Source organism: Ramlibacter pinisoli (assembly GCF_009758015.1).
Classification (GTDB): domain Bacteria; phylum Pseudomonadota; class Gammaproteobacteria; order Burkholderiales; family Burkholderiaceae_C; genus Ramlibacter; species Ramlibacter pinisoli.
This window is the reverse complement of record NZ_WSEL01000009.1, coordinates 169,741-190,339: the sequence shown is the minus strand read 5'-3', so window position 1 is coordinate 190,339 and position 20,599 is coordinate 169,741. Positions and strand designations below refer to the sequence as shown.

Sequence of the window (20,599 nt, the reverse complement as noted above, 5' to 3'; positions counted from 1 at the left end):
GATAGCACGCAGCCCTTGCGTAGCCTTACAGCGCTAGGGCAGGAAAAGGCGCCGGACGCGCTCCAGGTCCTCGGGTGTGTCGACCCCCGGCCCCGGTGCATCCGCAGTGACGTGGACCGCGATGCGGTGCCCGTGCCAGAGTGCCCGCAACTGCTCCAGCGCCTCGAGGTGCTCCAGGGGTGCTGGCGGCAGGAGCGGAAAGGCACGCAGGAAGTCGCAGCGGTAGCCGTAAATGCCGACGTGGCGCAGGGGAGCCGTCGTGGGCAGGGAGGCGATGGCGTCGGCGTATCCGTCGCGCCACCACGGGATGGGCGCTCGGCTGAAGTACAGCGCCAGTTGCCGGGCGTCCGTGACGACCTTCACCACGTTCGGGTTCGTGAACTCGGCGACCGAGGTGATCGGGTGCGCGGCGGTGCTCATCACGGCATCGCCGGCTCCGTCGAGCAAGGCGGCGACGGCATCGATGAGCGCCGGGTCGATGAGCGGCTCGTCGCCCTGGACGTTCACGACCACGTGCGAATCGGCCAGGCCGAGTTTGCGGCTGGCTTCGGCCAGGCGGTCCGTGCCGGAGGGGTGGTCGACCCCGGTGAGGACGGCCTGGACCCCATGCGCGGCACAGGCTTCGACAATGGACGGGCTGTCGGCCGCCACCACCACGGTCTGGGCCGACGAACTGCGTGCCCGTTCGGCCACGCGCACCACCATCGGCTTGCCCGCGATGTCCGCGAGAGGCTTGTTCGGCAAGCGCGTCGACGCCAGCCGCGCCGGGATCAGGACCGTGAAGGCCATGGCTAGACCAGCGGGGTGCGGGTCGGCAGGCGCTCGAGTTCCTCGTCGGTGAGGGTGCGGGCCTCTTCCTCGAGCAGCACCGGGATGCCGTCGCGGATCGGATAGGCGAGCCGGGCGCTGCGCGACACCAGTTCCTGCCGCGCGCGATCGAGGTCGAGGTGGCCTTTGGTCACGGGGCAGACCAGCAACTCAAGCAGCTTGGGATCCATCGGCCGATGATAGCTTCGGGTCCAGCAGCGCATCGAGGGCGGTCCAGAAGCGCGGTTCGATGGTCACCTCGAGCGGGACCGCCCACGCGCCGGGATGGGAACGCCAGAGCTTGGACGCATCCTTTTCCGTGCACAGCAGCGGCTGCTCGGCTCCCAGGTCCGGCAGGGAGCCGCTGAAATCGTCGTGGTCGGGCAGCGGCACCGTCCTGGCGAGGGTGATCCCGGCGTCTTCGAGCATGCGGAAGAACGCCTGTGGCCGCGCGATGCCCGCCAGCGCCACGCACGAACGGCCGGCGAACGATTGCAACGGGACCTGGGTGCCATCGGCGCGTCGGGCCTCGGTCCCCAGCCGGCGTTCCACGTGGTGGCCCTCGATGCCCGATGCTGCCGTGCGCACGACAAGGTCGGCCGGTCGTGGCCACGGTTCGCGCAACGGCCCCGCAGGGAGCAGCCAGCCATTGCCGGCGCCGCGATCGTCGAACACCACGATCTCGATGTCGCGGCCCAGCGCGTGGTGCTGCAGGCCGTCGTCGCTCACGAGCACTTTCACGTCCGGGTGCGCCGCGAGCAGCGCGCGGGCCGCCAGCGGGCGGTCGGCTGCGACGCCGACCGGAACCGAACAGCGCGTGGCCACGAGGAGCGGTTCGTCGCCGACCGCTCGGGGATCGCTTTGCGGGGTCACCTCAATGCAGCCAGTCCCCTGCCGGCCATAGCCGCGCGAGACGACGCCTGGCCGCAATCCGCGCGAACGCAGGTGCTCCACCACGGCGATGACCACCGGTGTCTTGCCCGCGCCACCGGTGATCACGTTGCCGACGACGACGACGGGGACGGGCAGGTGCTGGGTCTCGAAGACACCCAGCCGGAACAGCGCGCGGCGCAGCCCGGACAGGGCGCCGTAGAGCCACGAAACCGGAAGCAGCGACCAGCCGAGCGCGCCGCGGTGAAGCCATGCGCGCTGCAGGGCCGCGCGCATGGGCTCAGCGCCCTCCGGCCTGCGCGGACGACTGGGCGGCGAAGGTGACCTGCTGCAGGCCGGACCGGCGTGCCGCTTCCAGCACCGAGATCACCGACTGGTGGGGTGCGGCGGCATCGGCGCTGACGATGACCACGCTGTCCTTGCCGGCCTTGGCGGCGTCGGCCAGCGCCCCGGCCAGCAGGTCGACGCTGCGGCCGGCGATCGGCTGGCGGTTGACCGTGTAGCGGCCGTCGCTGGCCACGCCCACCACGACCTCGCGCGGGTAGTCGCGCTGGGCGTCGGCATCGGCCACCGGCAGGCGCAGCTGGAGTTCGGTGAACTTGCTGTAGGTGGTCGACAGCATCAGGAAGATCAGCACCACCAGCAGCACGTCGATGAACGGGATCAGGTTGATCTCGGGCTCGTCCTTGCCACGGGGACGGAAATTCATGCGCGCCTCAGCGAGTTCAGGTGGCGCAGGAAGCGCTCGGCCGACAGCTCGAGCGTGAGCAGGTAGGCGTCCACCCGGGCCCTGAAGTAGCGCCAGAAGATGAGCGCCGGAATCGCGACGATGAGCCCGAACGCCGTGTTGTAGAGCGCGATCGAGATGCCCTGGGCCAACTGTGCCGGATTGCCGCCCGAGGTCGCCGATCCCGGCGACTGGGAGCCGAAGATCTCGATCATGCCGATCACGGTGCCGAGCAGGCCGAGCAGCGGGGCGGCGGATGCGATGGTGGCCAGTGCGCTCAGGTAGCGCTCCAGGCGGTGGGCAACGGCACGACCGGTGCCTTCCATCGACGCCCGCAGGTCGGCCTCGGTGCAACGCGGGTCACTGTTGAGTGCGCGAAAGCCGCTGGCCAGCACTTCGCCGAGTGCCGAGTTCTGCTCGAGCTGGGTGACCACATCGGGATTGGGCACCGTGCTGCGCGAGACCGCCAGGGCTTCGTCCAGCAACCGGGGCGGCGCGACGCGGCTGGTCTTGAGGCTGAGAAAGCGCTCGATGACGAGGGCAAGGGCAAGGATGGAGCAGGCGAGAAGGGGCCAGATCGGCCAGCCTGCGGCTTGTATGATCGACAACAAAGAGGGGCTCCGCCGCGCTGAAATGTGCTGAACAGGGCGCGATTATGGGGGGACAGCGGTGCTGTAGGAAGAACGCTACCGCTCGTAGGACGTGACCCACAGAAATTGTGGATAACTTTGTGCAGAAACCCCCTCCCCGGTGTCGCGAAGCCGCATCGGTGCTGCACAGTGACAGTCCGGTGACATTTTCAGCAGAAAATTCTCCTTTGAAATCAATGACTTGCACGGTGAAATCGGGCCTCCTGCCGAGCTTCATCCAGGCGGTGGATGGAATCGCCCTGTTGTGGATGAATCCGGCCACCGCGACGGGTGCGGACCCGCGCCGCAACTGATGGTCGGACCTGACGAACCAGCAGCGGCGCCCCGGATCTGGCAAGTTGGTGCGCTATGCCGCGCCATTGCTGATTTTCTGGATGCCCGGCTCAATCCGGTCGCGGTGCGCGGCGAGATTTCGGGCTTCTCGCGCGCGTCCAGCGGCCATTTCTATTTCACGCTCAAGGACCCGCAGGGACAGTTGCGCTGCGCCATGTTCCGGCGGGCCGCCTCGTTGCTCCCGTTCGTCCCGGCGGACGGCGACCTCGTCGAGGTACAGGGCCGGGTGGCGGTGTACGAGCCGCGCGGCGACCTGCAACTGGTGGTGGAGAGCCTGCAGCGGGCGGGGCAGGGCGCCTGGTATGAGCGGTTCCTGCGGCTGAAGGCCAAGCTGGAGGCCGAGGGGCTGTTCGACCCGGACCGCAAGCGCCCGTTACCGCCGATGCCGCGCGGCATCGGACTCGTCACGTCCCTGGGCGCAGCGGCGCTGCACGACGTGTCGACCGCATTGCGCCGGCGCGTCCCGCACCTTCCCGTCGTGCTGGCACCGGCCGCCGTCCAGGGCGGACAGGCCGTGCCCGAGCTCATCCGCGCACTGGAAGCACTGTACGGGCTGGCGCAAGACGGCACCGTCGACGTGATCCTGCTTGTGCGCGGCGGCGGGTCGATCGAGGATCTCTGGTCGTTCAACGACGAAGCGCTGGCGCGCGCCATCGTGCGCAGTCCGGTGCCGGTGGTGTGCGGGGTCGGTCACGAGACCGACGTCACCATTGCCGACTTCTGCGCCGACCTGCGTGCCCCGACACCCACGGCCGCGGCCGAACTGGTCGCGCGGCCCCGTGCGGACCTGCTCCAGGGTCTGGACGCGGCCGGGCAATTGCTGCGCTCGGGAATCGAGCGCCGACTCGATGTCGCGGCGCAACGGCTCGACCAGGTGGTCGCACGGGTCGGCCGGCCATCGGCCCGGCTCTCGCAGCAGCAGCGCCGGCTCGGCCAGCTGGGCGACCGGCTGCGACACGCGGTCGAGATCCGGATCGAGCGGGCCCGCAGCCGGCTGAACACCTTGGCGGATGCGCGCGCGGCGGGAACCACGCGGCGGCTCGTTCGCACGACCGACGGGTTGCATCGGGCGGAACTTCGGCTGCAGCTGCTCGACCCTCGCCTGGTCTTGCAGCGCGGCTACGCGCTTCTCGTCGACAGTGAAGGGAAGGTCGTGACCCGTGCTGCCCAGACGCGACCGGGCCAGGCGCTGCGCGCGAGCCTCGCCGAAGGCGAGGTCGATCTGACGGTGTCGCAGCCCCGGTTGCTTTAGTGCCTAGAATCGGCGGCTTCCCGGACCCCAATACCTCAAGGACAACCATGGAACACACCCTGCCCCCGCTTCCGTACCCGATCGATTCGCTGGCGCCGCATTATTCCAAGGAGACGTTGGAGTACCACCACGGCAAGCACCACAACGCGTACGTCGTCAACCTGAACAACCTGCAGAAGGGGACCGAGTTCGAGAACATGACGCTCGAGGAGATCATCAAGAAATCCTCCGGCGGCATCTACAACAACTCGGCCCAGGTCTGGAACCACACCTTCTTCTGGAACTGCATGAAGCCGAACGGCGGCGGCGAGCCCACGGGCAGCCTGGCCAGCGCCATCACGGCGAAGTGGGGCAGCTACGCGGCCTTCCGCGAGGCTTTTGTGAAGTCGGCTGTCGGCAACTTCGGTTCCGGCTGGACCTGGCTGGTCAAGAAGCCCGACGGCAGCCTGGACATCGTGAACACCGGCGCCGCCGGCACCCCGCTCACCACACCCGACAAGGCGCTGCTGACGGTCGACGTCTGGGAACACGCCTATTACATCGACTACCGCAACCTGCGCCCCAAGTTCGTCGAGACCTACCTGGACAAGCTGGTGAACTGGGACTTCGTGCAGAAGAACTTCGGCTGACCCGCTCCGCCCCGAAAGCAGAAGGCCCGCGTCGCGGGCCTTTTTGCCGTCTGGTCCGCCGTTATTTCTGGAACACCTGGCCGGTGAGCCGGGTGCCGGGCTTGATGCCTCGCTTGGTGAACCAGCCCTGGTTCATCTCGAGGACATAGCGCACCGGACGGGTGGAGCAGTGCGATTCGGTGGTCTGCGGCGCCATGTCCGCGAGATTGACCACCTCGCCGTCGTCGGCCACGAACGCCGCGGTCAGCGGCAGCAGGGTGTTCTTCATCCAGAAGCATTGCATCGACGGTTGCTCGAAGACGAACAACATGCCTTCGTGCTGCGGCATCTGCTTGCGGTACATGAGCCCGGTGGAACGCTGGTCCGGCGTGGCGGCGACCTGGGCATCGATCTGGTGCATCCCCGCTCCCAGGCGGATGCGGGGGAGATCCATCTGCGCATCCTGGGCCGATGCCGAGGAAATGACGCAGCCCAGCGCGATGGCGGTGAGGAAGGCTTTCATGGGGCGCGATTGTGGCGGAACGCAAGCCTGGTGTCGGCCAAAAGAAAATGCCCGCGGCAGCGGGCATTCGAGGGTGAGCGGAAAGCTGCTTAGGCCTTCTTCTCTTCGGTCTTCTTGGCCTTGGCCTTCTTCTTGGAGGCCTTCTTGTCCGACTTGGCGACGGCCTTCTCGTCCTTCTTGGCTTCGACCTTGGCGGGAGCAGCCGGAGCGGCCGGGGCGGCGGGGGCTTGCGCGAAGACGGCGGCGGAGAAGGCGGTGGCCATCAGGGCGGCGAGCAGCTTGTTCATCATTCGGTCCTTGAAAAGTACGGGAGATCGTCTGGTGCCCTACCGAGAAATCCGGAAGGCTCTCCCGTAACGGACGCAGCACAGCAGCGGTTGACAGGCCCGGAAACGACGATGCCCGCGCGAGGCGGGCATCTGGCTGGCACCCGCAAGCGGATGCCGGAGCAAGCCGAAGGATTACTTCTTGGCTTCTTCCTTCTTCTCGGCCTTGGCTTCCTTCTTGTCAGCCTTGGCATCGGCCTTGGCTTCCTTCTTTTCGGCCTTGGCTTCAGCCTTGGCTTCCTTCTTCTCGGCCTTGGCTTCCTTCTTCTCAGCCTTCGCTTCGGCCTTCGGGGCGGAAGCGCCGGCCATCGGGGCGCCGGCGTGCGAGGCGGCGAAGGAGGCGGTCGCGAAGAGGGCGGTCACGAGGGCGGCGAGCAGCTTGTTCATGGTCTTTCCTTGTTCCAAATGGTTTTCGAGAAACACCTCCCGTCCCCGGGAAGTCTTTCGGAAACGCGGGAGCGTTGCGCACGGTTGACAATGCCTGGCGCGCATCAGGGTTCACCCTAGGTCCGGCGGAAGCGCCGCCAGACCGCGCGGCTAGAATCCGCGGGCTCATCGCTGGGTAACCGCCCCCCGCCGCCCCTCCCGGAGACCGTTTTTCCATGTATCAGCACATCAAGGTGCCCAGCCAAGGCGAGAGGATCACGGTCAAGGCCGACATGTCCCTGAGCGTGCCGGACGAGCCGATCATCCCGTACATCGAGGGGGACGGGACGGGGCGGGACATCACGCCGGTGATGTTGAAGGTGGTGGATGCCGCTGTGGCGAAGGCGTACGGCGGCAAGCGGAAGATCCATTGGATGGAGATGTACGCCGGCGAGAAGGCCACCCAGGTGTACGGGCCCGGTGTCTGGCTGCCCGACGAGACCCTGCAGGCTGCGCGCGAGTTCGTGGTCTCCATCAAGGGGCCGCTGACCACGCCCGTCGGTGGCGGCATCCGGTCGCTCAACGTGGCCCTGCGCCAGGAGCTGGACCTGTACGTCTGCCTGCGCCCGGTGCAGTACTTCAAGGGCGTGCCGTCGCCGCTGAAGGAGCCCGAGAAGACCAACATGGTGATCTTCCGCGAGAACTCGGAAGACATCTACGCCGGCATCGAGTACGAGGCGGGGAGCGACGAGGCGAAGAAGACGATCGATTTCCTGGTCAGGGAGATGGGCGCCAAGACGATCCGCTTTCCCGAGACCTCCGCGCTGGGCATCAAGCCGGTGTCGATCGAGGGCACCGAGCGGCTGGTGCGCCGGGCGCTCCAATACGCCATCGACAATGGAAGGCCCTCGGTGACCCTGGTGCACAAGGGCAACATCATGAAGTTCACCGAAGGCGGCTTCCGCGACTGGGGCTACGCCCTGGCCGGGAAGGAGTTCGGGGCGGTCCCCATCGACGGGGGGCCGTGGATGAAGTTCAAGAATCCCCGCACCGGCAAGGACATCGTGGTCAAGGACGTGATCGCCGATGCCTTCCTGCAGCAGATCCTGATGCGGCCGGCGGAGTACAGCGTGGTCGCCACGCTGAACCTGAACGGCGACTACATCTCGGATGCGCTGGCGGCGCAGGTGGGCGGCATCGGCATCGCGCCGGGCGCGAACATGGGCGACTCGGTCGCCATGTTCGAGGCCACGCACGGCACCGCGCCGAAGTACGCCGGCAAGGATTACGTGAATCCCGGTTCCGAGATCCTGTCGGCCGAGATGATGCTGCGGCACATGGGCTGGACGGAGGCCGCCGACAAGATCATCTCGTCACTGGAAAAGGCCATCCTGTCCAAGAAGGTGACCTACGACTTTGCCCGCCTGATGGACGGCGCGACGCAGGTCAGCTGCTCCGGCTTCGGCCAGGTGATGATCGACCACATGTAGGGCCCTGCAGGCCCGCCTCCGGAGCCCCGGGGACCGCAAGGCCCCCGGGGCTTTTTCATTGGTTTTGCCTCATGTGGTGGCATTGGGTTCCATCTCATAAAATGGCGGGGTTGCGCCCTCCCGGGTGCAGCCCTCAACCCACTTCCTGAGAGACATCCCTTGGCTGCCGACCGTTCCAAGATCATCTACACGCTCACCGACGAAGCCCCGTACCTGGCGACGCATTCCTTCCTGCCCATCGTCCGCACCTTCGCGGCTGCGGCAGGCATCGAGGTGACCGAGAGCGACATCTCGGTCGCCAACCGGATCCTCGGCGAGTTCCCGGACTTCCTGACCGACGCGCAGAAAGTGCCCAACACCCTCGCGGAACTGGGCAAGAAGACGCTGCAGCCGGACACCAACATCATCAAGCTGCCCAACATCAGCGCTTCCCAGAACCAGTTGGTGGCGGCCATCCGCGAACTGCGCGGCCAGGGCTACATGGTTCCGGAGTACCCGGAAAACCCGAAGGACGAGGCGGAGAAGTCGATCCGCCAGCGCTACGGCAAGGTGCTGGGCTCCGCGGTCAATCCGGTGCTGCGTGAAGGCAACTCCGACCGCCGTGCGCCCAAGGCGGTCAAGGAATTCGCGCGCAAGCATCCCCACAGCATGGCCGAGTGGAGCCCTGCCTCGCGCACCCACGTCTCGCACATGGTTGGCGGCGACTTTTACAGCAGCGAGAAGTCGATGACGCTGGACAAGGCGCGCGACGTCAAGTTGGAACTGGTCACCAAGTCCGGCAAGACGGTGGTCCTGAAGGCCAAGGTTCCCCTGCTGGAAGGCGAGATCATCGACTCGATGTTCATGAGCAAGAAGGCCTTGCTGGCCTTCTACCAGCAGCAGATCGACGACGCGAAGAACACCGGCGTGATGTTCTCGCTGCATGTGAAGGCCACCATGATGAAGGTGTCCCACCCCATCGTGTTCGGCCACTGCGTGCGCACCTTCTACAAGGAAGCCTTCGAAAAGCACGGCAAGCTGTTCGACGAGCTGGGCGTGAACGTCAACAACGGCATGGCGAACCTGTACGACAAGATCGCCACGCTGCCGCAGTCGCAGCAGGACGAGATCAAGCGCGACCTGCATGCCTGCCTGGAGAACCGTCCCGCGCTGGCCATGGTCGATTCGGCCAAGGGCATCACCAACTTCCATTCGCCCAACGACGTGATCGTGGACGCGTCGATGCCGGCCATGATCCGCCAGGGCGGCAAGATGTACGGCGCCGATGGCCGCCTGCACGAGGTGAAGGCGGCCATCCCCGAGTCCACCTTCGCCCGCATCTACCAGGAGATCATCAACTTCTGCAAGTGGCACGGTGCCTTCGACCCCAAGACCATGGGCACGGTGCCCAACGTCGGGCTGATGGCGCAGCAGGCCGAGGAATACGGCTCGCACGACAAGACGTTCGAGATCGCCGAGGACGGCGTCGCGAACATCACCGACCTCGCCACCGGCGAGGTGCTGCTGGCGCAGAACGTGGAGCAGGGCGACATCTGGCGCATGTGCCAGGTAAAGGACGCTGCGATCCGCGACTGGGTGAAGCTGGCCGTCACGCGCGCCCGCAACTCCGGAATGACCGCGGTGTTCTGGCTGGACAACTACCGCCCGCACGAGGCCGAACTGCGCAAGAAGGTGGCGAAGTACCTGAAGGAGCACGACACCACCGGCCTGGACATCCAGGTGATGAGCCAGACGCGCGCCATGCGCTTCACGCTGGAGCGGGTGGTCCGCGGCAAGGACACGATCAGCGTCACCGGCAACATCCTGCGGGACTACCTGACCGACCTGTTCCCGATCATGGAACTGGGCACCAGCGCCAAGATGCTGTCCATCGTTCCGCTGATGGCCGGTGGCGGGATGTACGAGACGGGCGCCGGCGGTTCGGCGCCCAAGCACGTGCAGCAGCTGGTCGAGGAAAACCACCTGCGCTGGGACTCGCTGGGCGAGTTCCTGGCCCTGGCCGTGAGCCTCGAGGACGAGGGCATCAAGACCGGCAACACCAAGGCCAAGATCGTCGCCACCGCACTGGACGCGGCCACCGGCAAGCTGCTGGACAACAACAAGAGCCCGTCCCCCAAGACCGGCCAGCTGGACAACCGCGGCAGCCAGTTCTATCTGACCCTCTACTGGGCGCAGGCCCTGGCCGAGCAGACCGAGGACAAGGAATTGGCCGCGCGCTTCGCCCCGCTGGCCAAGGTGCTCGCCGAGAACGAGAAGAAGATCGTGGCTGAGCTGAATGCGGTGCAGGGCCAGCCCGTCGACATCGGCGGGTACTACTTCCCGGACCGCAAGAAGGTCAGTGCTGCCATGCGCCCCAGCCAGACGTTCAACGCAGCCCTGGCGTCGATCCAGGCCTGACGCAGGCAACCGCTGCTGGCGGGCTGGGCTTGTTCAGCCTTGAACGGCGCCCGCAGCGGCGCCGGACCATGACAAAAGCCGCCCTCGGGCGGCTTCTTGCTTGGGCCCGCCGCGCCTTATTCGACCGGCAGGTCGGGCCTGCTCCCGGGCGGGGCGTGGAACTGGGGCGCGCGAACCTTGGACTGGCGCGCGGGGCGGTGCTCACCGGGCGGCTCGGTGCGGATGGGCTGGATGTCCGCGTGGATGTTCTGGGCCAGCTGGCCCTTCGGGCCTTCGGTCACCTCGAACGTGACGCGCGACCCCTGCTTCAAGGTCTTGAAGCCATCCATCGAGATGGCGGAAAAATGCGCAAACACGTCGGCTCCGCCGCCGTCGGGCTCGATGAAACCGAACCCTTTTGCGTCGTTGAACCATTTCACAGTACCGGTCGCCATCGGCTGCCCCCTTGTTCTTCCCTCAGAGCGTTCCGGGGAGTGTCCAAGATTCGACTGCAAGCTGTCAACAATTCCACATACTTTAGTTTTGGTGGGATGCCGCACAGCGTTTTTGGCCCGAAGGCGACTTGTGGCGGCAGAGTACCTGCCCCGCCGCGGAACCCAAACCGGCCGCTTGCCGGTCCCCGCGGCTGCGCATAGCGTCCCCGCCGCGCCTTCCCGGCGCTTGAATGTGGCGGGGCTGACACCAAATCACTTTTGCGATGCAGTGCGACAGGCTGCTCGATAGAATGAATTTCATGGCAGCCAAACCCCCCGTGCCCGCACCGGTCGCCCCAGTGGCGCGACCGACGGACGACGACGGTGGATCCGTGGTGCTCGAGCGGCGGACCCAGAAAACCAAGCCGCCGCAGATGTACCAGGTCGTCATGCTCAACGACGACTACACCCCGATGGAATTCGTCGTGGTGGTGATCCAGGAATTTTTCAACAAGGACCGCGAGACCGCGACGCAGATCATGCTCAAGATCCACCTCGACGGTAAGGGCATCTGCGGCGTCTACTCACGTGACGTGGCGGCCACCAAGGTCGAGCAGGTACAGGAAGCGGCCCGGCAGGCGGGACATCCTTTGCAATGCGTCAGCGAACCCATCGAATGATCAGGGATCGAATCGGATGGATGTGAATCAGAAAGCAAGGCAAAAGGAAATTTCATGATTGCCCAGGAATTGGAAGTCAGCCTCCACATGGCATTCGTGGAGGCGCGGCAGCAGCGCCACGAGTTCATCACCGTGGAACACTTGCTGCTGGCCCTGCTGGACAACCCCAGCGCGGCGGAAGTGCTCCGGGCATGCTCGGCCAACATCGACGACCTGCGCAAGTCGCTGTCCAACTTCATCAAGGACAACACGCCGCAGGTCGCAGGGACGGACGACGTCGACACGCAGCCGACGCTGGGATTCCAGCGTGTCATCCAGCGCGCCATCATGCACGTGCAGAGCACCGGCAACGGCAAGAAGGAAGTCACCGGCGCCAACGTGCTGGTGGCCATCTTCGGCGAGAAGGATTCGCACGCCGTCTACTACCTGCACCAGCAGGGCGTCACGCGCCTGGACGTGGTGAACTTCATCGCCCACGGAATCAAGAAGAGCGATCCGCCCGAACCCGCCAAGAGTGGCGAGTCGTCTTCGGGTGAAGGCGAGGACGGCGGCGAGAAGAACGAGAAGGCGTCGCCTCTCGAGCAGTTCACCGTCAACCTCAACCAGCAGTCCAAGGACGGCAAGATCGATCCGCTGATCGGCCGCGAATACGAGGTCGAGCGGGTCATCCAGATCCTGTGCCGCCGGCGCAAGAACAACCCGCTGCTGGTCGGTGAGGCCGGCGTGGGCAAGACCGCCATCGCCGAAGGCCTGGCCTGGCGCATCGTCCAGAAGGACGTGCCCGAGATCCTGGGCGATTCGGTGGTGTATTCGCTCGACATGGGCGCGCTGCTGGCGGGCACCAAGTACCGCGGCGATTTCGAGCAGCGCCTGAAGGGCGTGCTCAAGTCGCTCAAGGACAAGCCCAACGCCATCCTGTTCATCGACGAGATCCACACCCTGATCGGCGCCGGCGCGGCGTCGGGCGGCACGCTGGACGCGTCCAACCTGCTCAAGCCGGCGCTCTCCAGCGGCCAGCTCAAGTGCATCGGCGCGACCACGTTCACCGAGTACCGCGGCATCTTCGAGAAGGACGCTGCGCTGTCGCGGCGGTTCCAGAAGGTCGACGTGGTGGAGCCGAGCGTCGAGCAGACGATCGAGATCCTCAAGGGCCTGAAGTCCCGCTTCGAGGAGCACCACAGCGTGAAATATGCGGCGGGTGCCCTGCAGGCGGCGGCCGAGCTGTCGGCGAAGTACATCAACGACCGCCACCTGCCCGACAAGGCCATCGACGTGATCGACGAGGCGGGCGCCGCCCAGCGCATCCTGCCGGTGAACAAGCGCAAGAAGACGATTTCCAAGACCGAGGTCGAGGAGATCGTGGCCAAGATCGCCCGCATTCCGCCGGCCAACGTCTCCAACGACGACCGCGGCAAGCTGCAGAACCTCGAGCGCGATCTCAAGAGCGTGGTGTTCGGCCAGGACAAGGCGCTGGAAGTGCTCGCCGCTGCGGTGAAGATGGCCCGTTCCGGCCTGGGCAAGGGCGACAAGCCGATCGGCTCGTTCCTGTTCTCGGGTCCCACCGGGGTCGGCAAGACCGAGGCGGCCAAGCAGCTGGCCTACATCATGGGCATCGAGCTGCTGCGCTTCGACATGTCCGAGTACATGGAGCGGCACGCGGTGTCGCGCCTGATCGGCGCGCCTCCGGGTTATGTCGGGTTCGACCAGGGCGGCCTGCTCACGGAGGCCATCTCCAAGAAGCCGCATGCGGTGCTGCTGCTCGACGAGATCGAGAAGGCGCACCCTGACATCTTCAACGTGCTGCTGCAGGTCATGGACCACGGCACGCTGACGGACAACAACGGGCGCAAGGCCGACTTCCGCAACGTCATCATCATCATGACGACCAATGCGGGTGCCGAGACCATGAACAAGGCGACCATCGGTTTCACCAACCCGCGCGAAGCGGGTGACGAGATGGCCGACATCAAGCGCCTGTTCACGCCCGAGTTCCGCAACCGGCTGGATGCGACGGTCAGCTTCAAGGCGCTGGACGAGCAGGTCATCCTGCGCGTGGTCGACAAGTTCCTGCTGGTGCTCGAGCAGCAACTGGCCGAGAAGAAGGTGGAAGTCACCTTCACTGACCAGCTGCGCAAGCACCTGGCCAAGAAGGGCTTCGATCCGCTGATGGGCGCCCGGCCGATGCAGCGCCTGATCCAGGACACCATCCGCCGCGCCCTGGCCGACGAACTGCTGTTCGGCCGGCTCACCGAAGGCGGCCGCCTGACGGTCGACCTCGACGACAAGGCCGAGGTGGTGCTGGACATCCAGCCGCTGCCCAAGAAGGAAGGCCGGTCCAAGCCGGAGCCGGAGGAAATTTCCACCGACCAGTAAGGCCGGGCCTACCCAAGAAAAAAGCCGCCCCCGGGCGGCTTTTTTTCTTGCCGGCGCGAGGTCAGGCGCCGAGCAGCTTGGTGATCTGCCGCCAATGCCTGGGCTCGACCGGCGTGATCGACAGCCGGTTGCCCTTGCGCAGCACCACGAGGTCTTCCAGTCCGGGCGTCGTCCGCAACTCCGGCAGCGTGAGGTTGCGCGTCTTCTTCACGACCTGCACGTCCACCAGCGACCAGCGCGGTTCCTCCTGCCTGGACGCGGGGTCGTAGTAGGGCGATTTGCGATCGAACTGCGTCGGATCGGGGTAGGGGGTGGACGCCACCTGCGCGATGCCGACGATGCCCGGTTCCGCGCAGCTCGAGTGGTAGAACAGCACGCCGTCGCCCACGCGCATCTGGTCGCGCATGAAATTGCGCGCCTGGTAGTTGCGCACCCCGGTCCACGGCACGGTGGACTTCGGCGCGGCCAGGGCGTCGTCGACCGAGACTTCGTCGGGCTCGGATTTCATCAACCAGTACTGGGTCATGACCGATCACCTCCCTGCAATGCCTGGCGTCCCCAGAACCCCGCCGGCGCCGGGCGGGCCCCTTCCAGCCGGATGCCTTCGTTCCACTTGGCCATGCGCTCGGACCGGGCGAACGAGCCGACCTTGAGCTGGCCTGCGTTCCAGCCGGTGGCCAGGTGGACGATGGCGACGTCCTCGGTCTCGCCGGAGCGCGCCGACACGATGGCGGCGTAGCCGGCCGCTTGTGCCGCCTTCAGGGCCGCGATGGTTTCGGTGACCGTGCCGGCCTGGTTCGGCTTGATCAGCACGCAGTTGCAGGCGCCCACGGCGGCCGCCTGTTGCACACGGGAGGCATTGGTGACGAGGTAGTCGTCGCCCACCACCTGCACCCGGTGGCCGACCGCACGCGTGAAGGCCTGCAGGCCGGCTTCGTCGTCCTCGGCGAGCGGGTCCTCGATGGACACGATGGGATAGCGCTCCACCCAGCGCACCAGGCGCTCGCACAACGCATCCGAATCGAGTTCGCGGTCCTCCAGGGCGAGGCGGTAGCGCCCGGCCTGGCCGAACTCCGACGCCGCGATGTCGAGCGCGATCGCGACCTGCTCGCCGGGCGCGAAGCCGGCGTCCTCGATGGCGGCCACGAGCACGTCCAGGGCCTCCTCGTTGTCCTCGAAGCTGGGCCACCAGCCTCCTTCGTCGGCCACCCCCGCGAGCGGACCGCGCCGGGCCATGCGCTCGCCCGCGCACCGGTACACCTCGGCCGTCATCTCCAGCGCCTCGCTGAACGAACCGGCGCCTGTCGCGATCACCATGAAGTCCTGGACGTCGACCCGTCGCCCCGCATGCGCGCCGCCGCCGAAGATCTGGATCTGCGGCAGTGGCAGTCGCACGGGCTGCGCGCCGGCCAGGTGGCGCCAGAGCGGCAGGCGGGCTTGCGCAGCGGCTGCGTGCAGCGTGGCCAGCGACGTGGCGATCAGCGTATTGCCGCCCAGCCGGGACTTCTGGGGCGTTCCGTCCAGGGCGATCAGGGCGGCGTCGATGCCTGCCTGGTCGGCGGCCTCGCGGCCGACCAGCAGCGGCGCGATTTCGTGCTCGACCGCCTGCAAGGCGCCGCTGACGTCGTAGCCGCCGAGGCGCTTGCCGCCGTCGCGGCGTTCCACCGCTTCACGGGTCCCACGGGACGCACCGGCCGGTGCGATGCCGCGCCCCACCGTTCCGTCGGCGGACTCCACTTCCACTTCGATGGTGGGACGGCCGCGGGAGTCCCAGATGCGGCGCCCGGTCACGCGGGTGATGGTCATGCGGTGCAGTCCTGGGCCCAGCGTTGCGCGAGCCGGTCGAGGGTGGTGGGGGTGGCGCGCAGCAGGCGCAGAGACGCTTCGCGGACGACCTGCCGGCGCGCTTCGGTGAGGTATTCGACGGGCGACTTGCCGTCGACACGGGCGAGCGCGAGGCCGGGCAAGAGTGCCGACGCCCGGGCCTGGATGGCGTCCACCGGCTCCCAATGCACATGGGCCAGATAGGCGGCCACGAAACCATCGAAGCAGGCGAGCAGGTCGGCAGCCCGGGCCGGCAGGTGCGCCGCCTTCAGCAGGAAGTGGTTCAGGCAGAAGGCCAGGTCGAATGCCGGATCGCCGAACCAGGCGCATTCGGCGTCCAGCAAGACGGCACGGGAGCCGCCCACGAGGACGTTCTTGGGGCTCACGTCACCGTGCACCAGGACGCGCCGCGTCGTGGCCGTCCGCTCCACTGTCGCCAGCAAACGATCCGCCAGCAGGGGGTGGACGCGGCTTGCCTCCACCAGATACGGTTCCAGGCGGATGGCGTGAAAGTTGGCGTCGGTCCGGAAGCGCTGCGCGACGGCGGGGTCGTCCGCCGTGGCCGCGTGGATCGCCCCGAGCACGTCGCCCAGCTCGCGTGCCGTGTCCGGCCTCACGATGCCGGCCAGCAGGTCGGCCTTCCAGGGCCGCCGGTCGCCGCCCAGGTACTCCATGACGAAGCTCATGGTCGCCTCGTCCTCGCCCAGCACCTGGGGCACGTGTCCGGGCACGATGGCGGCCGCCGTGCGCAGCCAGTCGATCTCGTGGAAGACGCGCTGCACCGGCACCTTCCACTCCTTGGCGACCTTCAGTTGGGGCAGGGCCTGCTTCAGGCAGTAGGTGCCGGACGCCAGCGGGATACGGTAGATGCCGGAGGACACCCCGCCGGCCAGCGGTGTGGCGACGACCTCCTCGCCGGCCGCAGCGAGGCCGAGGCCGACCAGGACACGCCGCATGGCGGCCGCATCCTGCGACAGGTCGAGGAATGGCATGGGCGGATTATGGTGGCCCGTGCGGGCTGCCATGTCCGCGGGGCGTCACCAGCCGCGGGCGGCGATTTCCTGTTGCAGCCGACGGGCGACGACGTCCGCGCCCGCCCCGGTGAGGTGGATTTCGTCGAAGCGCAGCCGCGATGAAGGCACGTCGGCCTGCAGTTCAGCGGCCTGCTGCGGTACCTGCGGGTCACCCTGGGCCACCATGAAGGCGCGCATGTCGAAGAAGTTGCCGGGATACAGCCGGGCCAGCTCCTGGTTCAGCTGGATGATGGTGTTGTACTGCACGCTGCCACGGGCTCCATCGACCGCGTTGTTCACCACCGAGAGCACCAGGAAACGGTTGTTGCCGGGCGTGAGCCGGGCGATGCTGGCCGCCAGGTCCTGCTTGATCTGTTCCGGCGCTGCCGCCGTGTCGATCCGGATGTTGTTGTGGCCGTACCAGAAGACCGTGATCCAGTCGGCGTGGGGGTCCTGCGCCTGCCGTGCCGCAATCTGCATCGAAGTCTCGCCGGGCACGCCACCGTCGAACACCTGGCGATTCGGCGACAGCGGGGCCAGCGCGCGAAACACCGGCGGCGTGAGCGAGTCGCCCCACAGTGCGATGTTCGGGGTGGTCGGCGCCGCCAGCGCCGATGCCGGGGCCGGGGCCGGTGACGCCGCCGCCGGCGCGGACGTTGGCGCGGCCGTGTCGCCGCCGCCACCACCACCGCCACCACACGCCCCCAGGAGGAAAGAGGCCACCATGGTGGCCGCGCCTCGCCTGTTCATGTCTTCCTTTCAGCAATCCGATGTCTGTTGACGATCTTGTCCCGTGCCGCAGCCGACCGTGTGTAAGGCCCGAGGGCGCTCTGTAGCGGCATGTGCGGGACGCTGAATTCGTCCTACCTAGAATCGCGGCATGGATGCACACCTGAAGATTGCGGTCATGGGCGCAGGCGCCGTCGGCTGCTACTACGGCGCCATGCTCGCGCGGGCTGGTCATGACGTTGCGCTCGTCGCACGCCAGAGCCACGTGGCGGCCATCGAGCAGACCGGGTTGCGATTGGAAACCCGCCAGTTCGACGAGCAGGTCCGCGTGCGGGCGAGTACCGACGCGGCCGTCGTGCAAGGCGCGGACCTGGTTCTGTTCAGTGTCAAGTCGATGGACACCGAGTCCGCCGGACGCCAACTGGCCGGCCACCTGGCCCCGGGTGCACTCGTGCTGTGCCTGCAGAACGGCGTGGACAACGCCGACCGCCTGCGACTGGTCCTGCCGCACCACGCCGTCGCCGCGGCGGTCGTCTACGTCGCCTCGGAGATGGCGGGCCCGGGCCACGTGCGCCACCATGGGCGCGGGGAACTCGTGATCGAGCCATCGGCGCGGTCCGAGGCGGTCGCCCGTGCCCTGGTTGCCGCCGGTGTGCCGACCGAGGTGTCCGCAAACGTGCGCGGGGCGCTGTGGACCAAGCTGATCCTGAACTGCGCGTACAACGCGGTGTCGGCCATCGCGCAGCGCCCCTACGGCGAGAACGTGCGCTGCGAGGGGATTCCCGAGGTGATGCGCGACGCGGTGGCGGAATGCCTTGCCGTCGCCCATGCGGAGGGCGTGCAGGTGCCGGGCGACATCGACCTGGCGGTGCACCGCATCGCCGAGACGATGCCGACGCAGTTCTCATCCACCGCGCAGGACCTCGCGCGCCGCAAGCCGAGCGAGATCGATTACCTCAATGGCCTGGTCGTGCGCCGCGGCGCAGCGCTGGGCGTCGCCACGCCGGTGAACCGGACGCTCTGGGCGCTGGTGAAGCTGATCGAAGGCCGGACGGCCGGCTGATCGGGCCCGCTACAGGCGGGCGAGTCGGTCGAGGGCCGTGTGCAGCGTCTCGTCCCGCTTGGCGAAGCAGAAGCGGACCACGCGCTGGTCGAAGCCTTCGCCGTAGAAGGCTGACAGCGGGATGGCCGCGACGCCAATCTCGCGCGTCAGCCACAGGCAGAACTCCTGTTCCGACAGGTCGCTGACGGCGGAGATGTCGACGCACTGGAAATAGCTGCCCTGGCTGGGCAGCAGGCGGAACCGGGTGCGCTGCAGTCCGGCACGGAACAGGTCGCGCTTGCGCTGGTAGAAGGCGGGCAGGTCCAGGTAGGGCTGGGGGTTGGCCATGTAGGTTGCCAACCCGTGCTGCACCGGCGTGTTGACGGTGAAGACGTTGAACTGGTGCACCTTGCGGAATTCGGCCGACAAGGAGGCGGGCGCCGCCACGTAGCCCACCTTCCAGCCGGTCACGTGGTAGGTCTTGCCGAAGCTCGAGACGATGAAGCTGCGCGCAGCCAGCCCCGGGAAGCGCGACGCGCTCTGGTGCTGCTGGCCGTCGAACACCATGTGTTCGTACACCTCGTCGCTGATCAGGAGAACCTCGGTGGGTGCCAGCAGGTCCTGCAGGCGCAGCATGTCCTCGCGGCTCCACACGGTGGCACTGGGGTTGTGCGGCGAGTTGACCAGGATGGCGCGCGTGCGCGGGCTCAGGGCCGCCGCGATGCGATCGAAATCGGGGCGGAACGTGCCCGGCACCAGCGGCACGCGGACGACGGTACCGCCCGCCAGCTCGATGTTGGGCACATAGCTGTCATAGCAAGGCTCCAGCACGATGACCTCGTCGCCGGGCCGCACGACCGCCAGGATGCAGGTGATGATGGCCTGCGTGGCGCCGGCCGTGATGGTGATCTCGGTCGCCGGGTCGTAGGCATGGCCGTAGAGGGCCGAGATCTTCGCCGCCACCGCGTCGCGCAAGGCCGGCACGCCGGTCATGGGCGGGTACTGGTTGAGGCCACGGGTCATCGCGTCCGTCACGGCCTGCACCAGCTTCGGGTCGCACTCGAAGTCGGGGAATCCCTGGCCGAGATTGACGGCGCCCGTCTCGGTCGCCAGGGCGGACATCACGGTGAAGATGGTCGTGCCGACGGCGGGCAGCTTGGTGCGCACGGCGGGCGTGCGAGCGACGAGGGTGTCAGAGCTCATAGTCATTGACGTGGCCGGTCATGGCCTTGGCGATCAGGTTCCGGTCGAGCCGGTCGGACAGCAGTTCGGCGAACTTGAAGACGAAGTTGCGCAGGTAGGCACTGCGCTTGAACGCGACCCGCGCCACGTTCTGCCCGAACAGCGTCCCCAGCGGCCGCACCGCGAGATCGGCATTCTGCCCGTCATCGCGCACGGCCATCTCGGCCACGATGCCGATCCCCAGCCCGAGGCGCACATAGGTCTTGATGACGTCGGAGTCGATGGCCTCCAGCGCGATGCGCGGCTGGAGCTTGCGCGTCGCGAACGCGGTGTCGATGCGGGTGCGCCCGGTGAACGAAGGGTGGTAGGTGATGATCGGTTCGGCGGCCAGGTCTTCCAGCGTCACTCGCTCCTTCCTGGACAGCGGGTGGTCCTGGGGCATCACCAGGACGTGCTGCCACTCGTAGCAGGGCAGGGTGACCAGTTCCTGGTAGTCGGACAGCGATTCCGTCGCGATGCCGATTTCGGCGACCTCGTCGATCAGCATCCGGGCCACCTGGTCCGGCGAGCCTTGATGCAGGCTGACGTTCACCTTCGGGTAGGCCTCGCGCAAGCGGGCCACCGGCACCGGCAGCACGTAGCGGGCCTGTGTGTGGGTGGTGGCGATCGACAGCGTGCCGCTGTCCTCGGCGCTGAACTGCTCGCCGATGCGCTTGAGGTTGCCCACCTCGCGCATGATCAACTCGATGCTGCGCAGCACGTGCTGGCCCGGTTCGGTCACGCGCTTCAGGCGCTTGCCATGGCGGGCGAAGATCTCGACGCCGAGTTCCTCTTCCAGTTCGATGATGGCTTTGGACACCCCCGGCTGGGATGTGTGGAGTGCCTTGGCCGCCTCGGTCAGGTTGAGGTTGCGCCGGGCGGCTTCCTGGACAAACCGGAACTGATGGAGGTTCATGCCTGAATCATCTGATAA

General features: G+C 67.1%; 21 protein-coding genes and 1 pseudogene. 7 read left to right on the top strand and 15 right to left on the bottom strand.

Annotated features, from left to right (window positions below; genetic code table 11):
- Positions 1-33: 33 nt before the first annotated feature.
- The 5 genes from kdsB to GON04_RS15375 are packed head-to-tail and all read right to left on the bottom strand — an operon-like array spanning position 34 to position 3,036.
- Positions 34-789: a 3-deoxy-manno-octulosonate cytidylyltransferase gene (gene kdsB, locus GON04_RS15395; RefSeq protein ID WP_157398946.1), complete on the bottom strand. Its 756-nt coding sequence runs from the start codon at positions 787-789 to the stop codon at positions 34-36.
- Between the two features lie 2 nt (positions 790-791).
- Positions 792-998, bottom strand: a complete 207-nt coding sequence (locus tag GON04_RS15390; protein WP_157398945.1) for a Trm112 family protein — start codon at positions 996-998, stop codon at positions 792-794.
- On the bottom strand, positions 979-1,974 hold the full coding sequence (gene lpxK / locus GON04_RS15385; RefSeq protein WP_157398944.1) for a tetraacyldisaccharide 4'-kinase: 996 nt from the start codon (positions 1,972-1,974) through the stop codon (positions 979-981). Before lpxK ends, GON04_RS15390 begins: the two co-directional genes overlap by 20 nt.
- A 4-nt stretch (positions 1,975-1,978) precedes the next feature.
- The gene (locus tag GON04_RS15380) at positions 1,979-2,407 is read right to left on the bottom strand and encodes an ExbD/TolR family protein (protein WP_157398943.1); all 429 of its coding nucleotides are present in this window, start codon (positions 2,405-2,407) and stop codon (positions 1,979-1,981) included.
- Positions 2,404-3,036, bottom strand: a complete 633-nt coding sequence (locus GON04_RS15375) for a MotA/TolQ/ExbB proton channel family protein (protein ID WP_157398942.1) — start codon at positions 3,034-3,036, stop codon at positions 2,404-2,406. Before GON04_RS15375 ends, GON04_RS15380 begins: the two co-directional genes overlap by 4 nt.
- 331 nt (positions 3,037-3,367) lie before the next feature.
- Between GON04_RS15375 and xseA the strand changes: the two genes are divergently transcribed.
- Both xseA and GON04_RS15360 read left to right on the top strand, forming a co-directional pair.
- Positions 3,368-4,660 (top strand): exodeoxyribonuclease VII large subunit, encoded by a 1,293-nt coding sequence (xseA, locus tag GON04_RS15365; RefSeq protein ID WP_157398940.1) that lies wholly within the window; start codon positions 3,368-3,370, stop codon positions 4,658-4,660.
- A gap of 47 nt (positions 4,661-4,707) precedes the next feature.
- The gene (locus GON04_RS15360; protein WP_157398939.1) at positions 4,708-5,289 is read left to right on the top strand and encodes a superoxide dismutase; all 582 of its coding nucleotides are present in this window, start codon (positions 4,708-4,710) and stop codon (positions 5,287-5,289) included.
- A 61-nt stretch (positions 5,290-5,350) separates the two neighbouring features.
- On the opposite strand, the gene GON04_RS15355 is transcribed toward GON04_RS15360, so the two are convergent.
- The 3 genes from GON04_RS15355 to GON04_RS15345 form a co-directional block, all read right to left on the bottom strand.
- Positions 5,351-5,791, bottom strand: coding sequence for a DUF192 domain-containing protein (locus GON04_RS15355; RefSeq protein WP_157398938.1), 441 nt, complete (start codon positions 5,789-5,791; stop codon positions 5,351-5,353).
- Between the two features lie 89 nt (positions 5,792-5,880).
- Complete coding sequence (locus GON04_RS15350) at positions 5,881-6,078, bottom strand: hypothetical protein (protein ID WP_157398937.1); 198 nt, start codon at positions 6,076-6,078, stop codon at positions 5,881-5,883.
- A 174-nt stretch (positions 6,079-6,252) separates the two neighbouring features.
- Positions 6,253-6,504, bottom strand: coding sequence for a cell envelope biogenesis protein TolA (locus GON04_RS15345; protein ID WP_157398936.1), 252 nt, complete (start codon positions 6,502-6,504; stop codon positions 6,253-6,255).
- Between the two features lie 215 nt (positions 6,505-6,719).
- On the opposite strand from GON04_RS15345, the gene icd reads away from it, so the two are divergent.
- Together icd and GON04_RS15335 are read left to right on the top strand one after the other, a co-directional pair.
- Positions 6,720-7,973: an NADP-dependent isocitrate dehydrogenase gene (icd, locus tag GON04_RS15340; RefSeq protein ID WP_157398935.1), complete on the top strand. Its 1,254-nt coding sequence runs from the start codon at positions 6,720-6,722 to the stop codon at positions 7,971-7,973.
- Positions 7,974-8,132: 159 nt separating this feature from the next.
- The gene (locus GON04_RS15335; protein ID WP_157398934.1) at positions 8,133-10,370 is read left to right on the top strand and encodes an NADP-dependent isocitrate dehydrogenase; all 2,238 of its coding nucleotides are present in this window, start codon (positions 8,133-8,135) and stop codon (positions 10,368-10,370) included.
- A 236-nt stretch (positions 10,371-10,606) separates the two neighbouring features.
- Here GON04_RS15335 and GON04_RS26805 read toward each other — a convergent pair.
- Positions 10,607-10,804 (bottom strand): annotated as a pseudogene (locus GON04_RS26805) (cold-shock protein); the annotation flags it as partial.
- 290 nt (positions 10,805-11,094) lie between these two features.
- Here GON04_RS26805 and clpS point away from each other — a divergent pair.
- Positions 11,095-11,463, top strand: a complete 369-nt coding sequence (clpS, locus tag GON04_RS15325; RefSeq protein ID WP_157398932.1) for an ATP-dependent Clp protease adapter ClpS — start codon at positions 11,095-11,097, stop codon at positions 11,461-11,463.
- Between the two features lie 54 nt (positions 11,464-11,517).
- Positions 11,518-13,836 (top strand): ATP-dependent Clp protease ATP-binding subunit ClpA, encoded by a 2,319-nt coding sequence (gene clpA, locus GON04_RS15320; protein WP_157398931.1) that lies wholly within the window; start codon positions 11,518-11,520, stop codon positions 13,834-13,836.
- A 61-nt stretch (positions 13,837-13,897) separates the two neighbouring features.
- Here the strand turns inward: clpA and GON04_RS15315 are convergent, their stop codons facing one another.
- From GON04_RS15315 to GON04_RS15300, 4 genes are read right to left on the bottom strand one after another with little or no spacing between them, the layout of a single operon-like run.
- Positions 13,898-14,362, bottom strand: coding sequence for an EVE domain-containing protein (locus tag GON04_RS15315; protein ID WP_157398930.1), 465 nt, complete (start codon positions 14,360-14,362; stop codon positions 13,898-13,900).
- On the bottom strand, positions 14,359-15,642 hold the full coding sequence (gene eno / locus GON04_RS15310; protein ID WP_181653601.1) for a phosphopyruvate hydratase: 1,284 nt from the start codon (positions 15,640-15,642) through the stop codon (positions 14,359-14,361). Before eno ends, GON04_RS15315 begins: the two co-directional genes overlap by 4 nt.
- Positions 15,639-16,652, bottom strand: coding sequence for a phosphotransferase family protein (locus tag GON04_RS15305; RefSeq protein ID WP_198349305.1), 1,014 nt, complete (start codon positions 16,650-16,652; stop codon positions 15,639-15,641). The genes eno and GON04_RS15305 overlap by 4 nt, the downstream gene beginning before the upstream one ends.
- Positions 16,653-16,697: 45 nt before the next feature.
- The gene (locus GON04_RS15300; protein ID WP_198349303.1) at positions 16,698-17,399 is read right to left on the bottom strand and encodes an SGNH/GDSL hydrolase family protein; all 702 of its coding nucleotides are present in this window, start codon (positions 17,397-17,399) and stop codon (positions 16,698-16,700) included.
- A gap of 166 nt (positions 17,400-17,565) precedes the next feature.
- Between GON04_RS15300 and GON04_RS15295 the strand changes: the two genes are divergently transcribed.
- Positions 17,566-18,465, top strand: a complete 900-nt coding sequence (locus GON04_RS15295; protein ID WP_157400703.1) for a ketopantoate reductase family protein — start codon at positions 17,566-17,568, stop codon at positions 18,463-18,465.
- A gap of 9 nt (positions 18,466-18,474) precedes the next feature.
- Here the strand turns inward: GON04_RS15295 and GON04_RS15290 are convergent, their stop codons facing one another.
- Positions 18,475-19,647, bottom strand: a complete 1,173-nt coding sequence (locus GON04_RS15290) for a pyridoxal phosphate-dependent aminotransferase (RefSeq protein ID WP_157398928.1) — start codon at positions 19,645-19,647, stop codon at positions 18,475-18,477.
- Positions 19,637-20,581: a CysB family HTH-type transcriptional regulator gene (locus GON04_RS15285; protein WP_157398927.1), complete on the bottom strand. Its 945-nt coding sequence runs from the start codon at positions 20,579-20,581 to the stop codon at positions 19,637-19,639. Before GON04_RS15285 ends, GON04_RS15290 begins: the two co-directional genes overlap by 11 nt.
- Positions 20,582-20,599: the final 18 nt, after the last annotated feature.

Coding starts and splice junctions, on each gene's coding strand:
- lpxK (WP_157398944.1), bottom strand. CDS start 1,974: ATGCGCGCGGCCCTGCAGCGCGCATGGCTTCACCGCGGCGCGCTCGGC.
- GON04_RS15285 (WP_157398927.1), bottom strand. CDS start 20,581: ATGAACCTCCATCAGTTCCGGTTTGTCCAGGAAGCCGCCCGGCGCAAC.
- xseA (WP_157398940.1), top strand. CDS start 3,368: ATGGTCGGACCTGACGAACCAGCAGCGGCGCCCCGGATCTGGCAAGTT.
- GON04_RS15305 (WP_198349305.1), bottom strand. CDS start 16,652: ATGCCATTCCTCGACCTGTCGCAGGATGCGGCCGCCATGCGGCGTGTC.
- GON04_RS15290 (WP_157398928.1), bottom strand. CDS start 19,647: ATGAGCTCTGACACCCTCGTCGCTCGCACGCCCGCCGTGCGCACCAAG.
- eno (WP_181653601.1), bottom strand. CDS start 15,642: ATGACCATCACCCGCGTGACCGGGCGCCGCATCTGGGACTCCCGCGGC.
- icd (WP_157398935.1), top strand. CDS start 6,720: ATGTATCAGCACATCAAGGTGCCCAGCCAAGGCGAGAGGATCACGGTC.
- GON04_RS15355 (WP_157398938.1), bottom strand. CDS start 5,791: ATGAAAGCCTTCCTCACCGCCATCGCGCTGGGCTGCGTCATTTCCTCG.
- GON04_RS15300 (WP_198349303.1), bottom strand. CDS start 17,399: ATGGTGGCCTCTTTCCTCCTGGGGGCGTGTGGTGGCGGTGGTGGTGGC.
- GON04_RS15315 (WP_157398930.1), bottom strand. CDS start 14,362: ATGACCCAGTACTGGTTGATGAAATCCGAGCCCGACGAAGTCTCGGTC.
- clpS (WP_157398932.1), top strand. CDS start 11,095: ATGAATTTCATGGCAGCCAAACCCCCCGTGCCCGCACCGGTCGCCCCA.
- clpA (WP_157398931.1), top strand. CDS start 11,518: ATGATTGCCCAGGAATTGGAAGTCAGCCTCCACATGGCATTCGTGGAG.
- GON04_RS15360 (WP_157398939.1), top strand. CDS start 4,708: ATGGAACACACCCTGCCCCCGCTTCCGTACCCGATCGATTCGCTGGCG.
- GON04_RS15345 (WP_157398936.1), bottom strand. CDS start 6,504: ATGAACAAGCTGCTCGCCGCCCTCGTGACCGCCCTCTTCGCGACCGCC.
- GON04_RS15380 (WP_157398943.1), bottom strand. CDS start 2,407: ATGAATTTCCGTCCCCGTGGCAAGGACGAGCCCGAGATCAACCTGATC.
- kdsB (WP_157398946.1), bottom strand. CDS start 789: ATGGCCTTCACGGTCCTGATCCCGGCGCGGCTGGCGTCGACGCGCTTG.
- GON04_RS15390 (WP_157398945.1), bottom strand. CDS start 998: ATGGATCCCAAGCTGCTTGAGTTGCTGGTCTGCCCCGTGACCAAAGGC.
- GON04_RS15350 (WP_157398937.1), bottom strand. CDS start 6,078: ATGAACAAGCTGCTCGCCGCCCTGATGGCCACCGCCTTCTCCGCCGCC.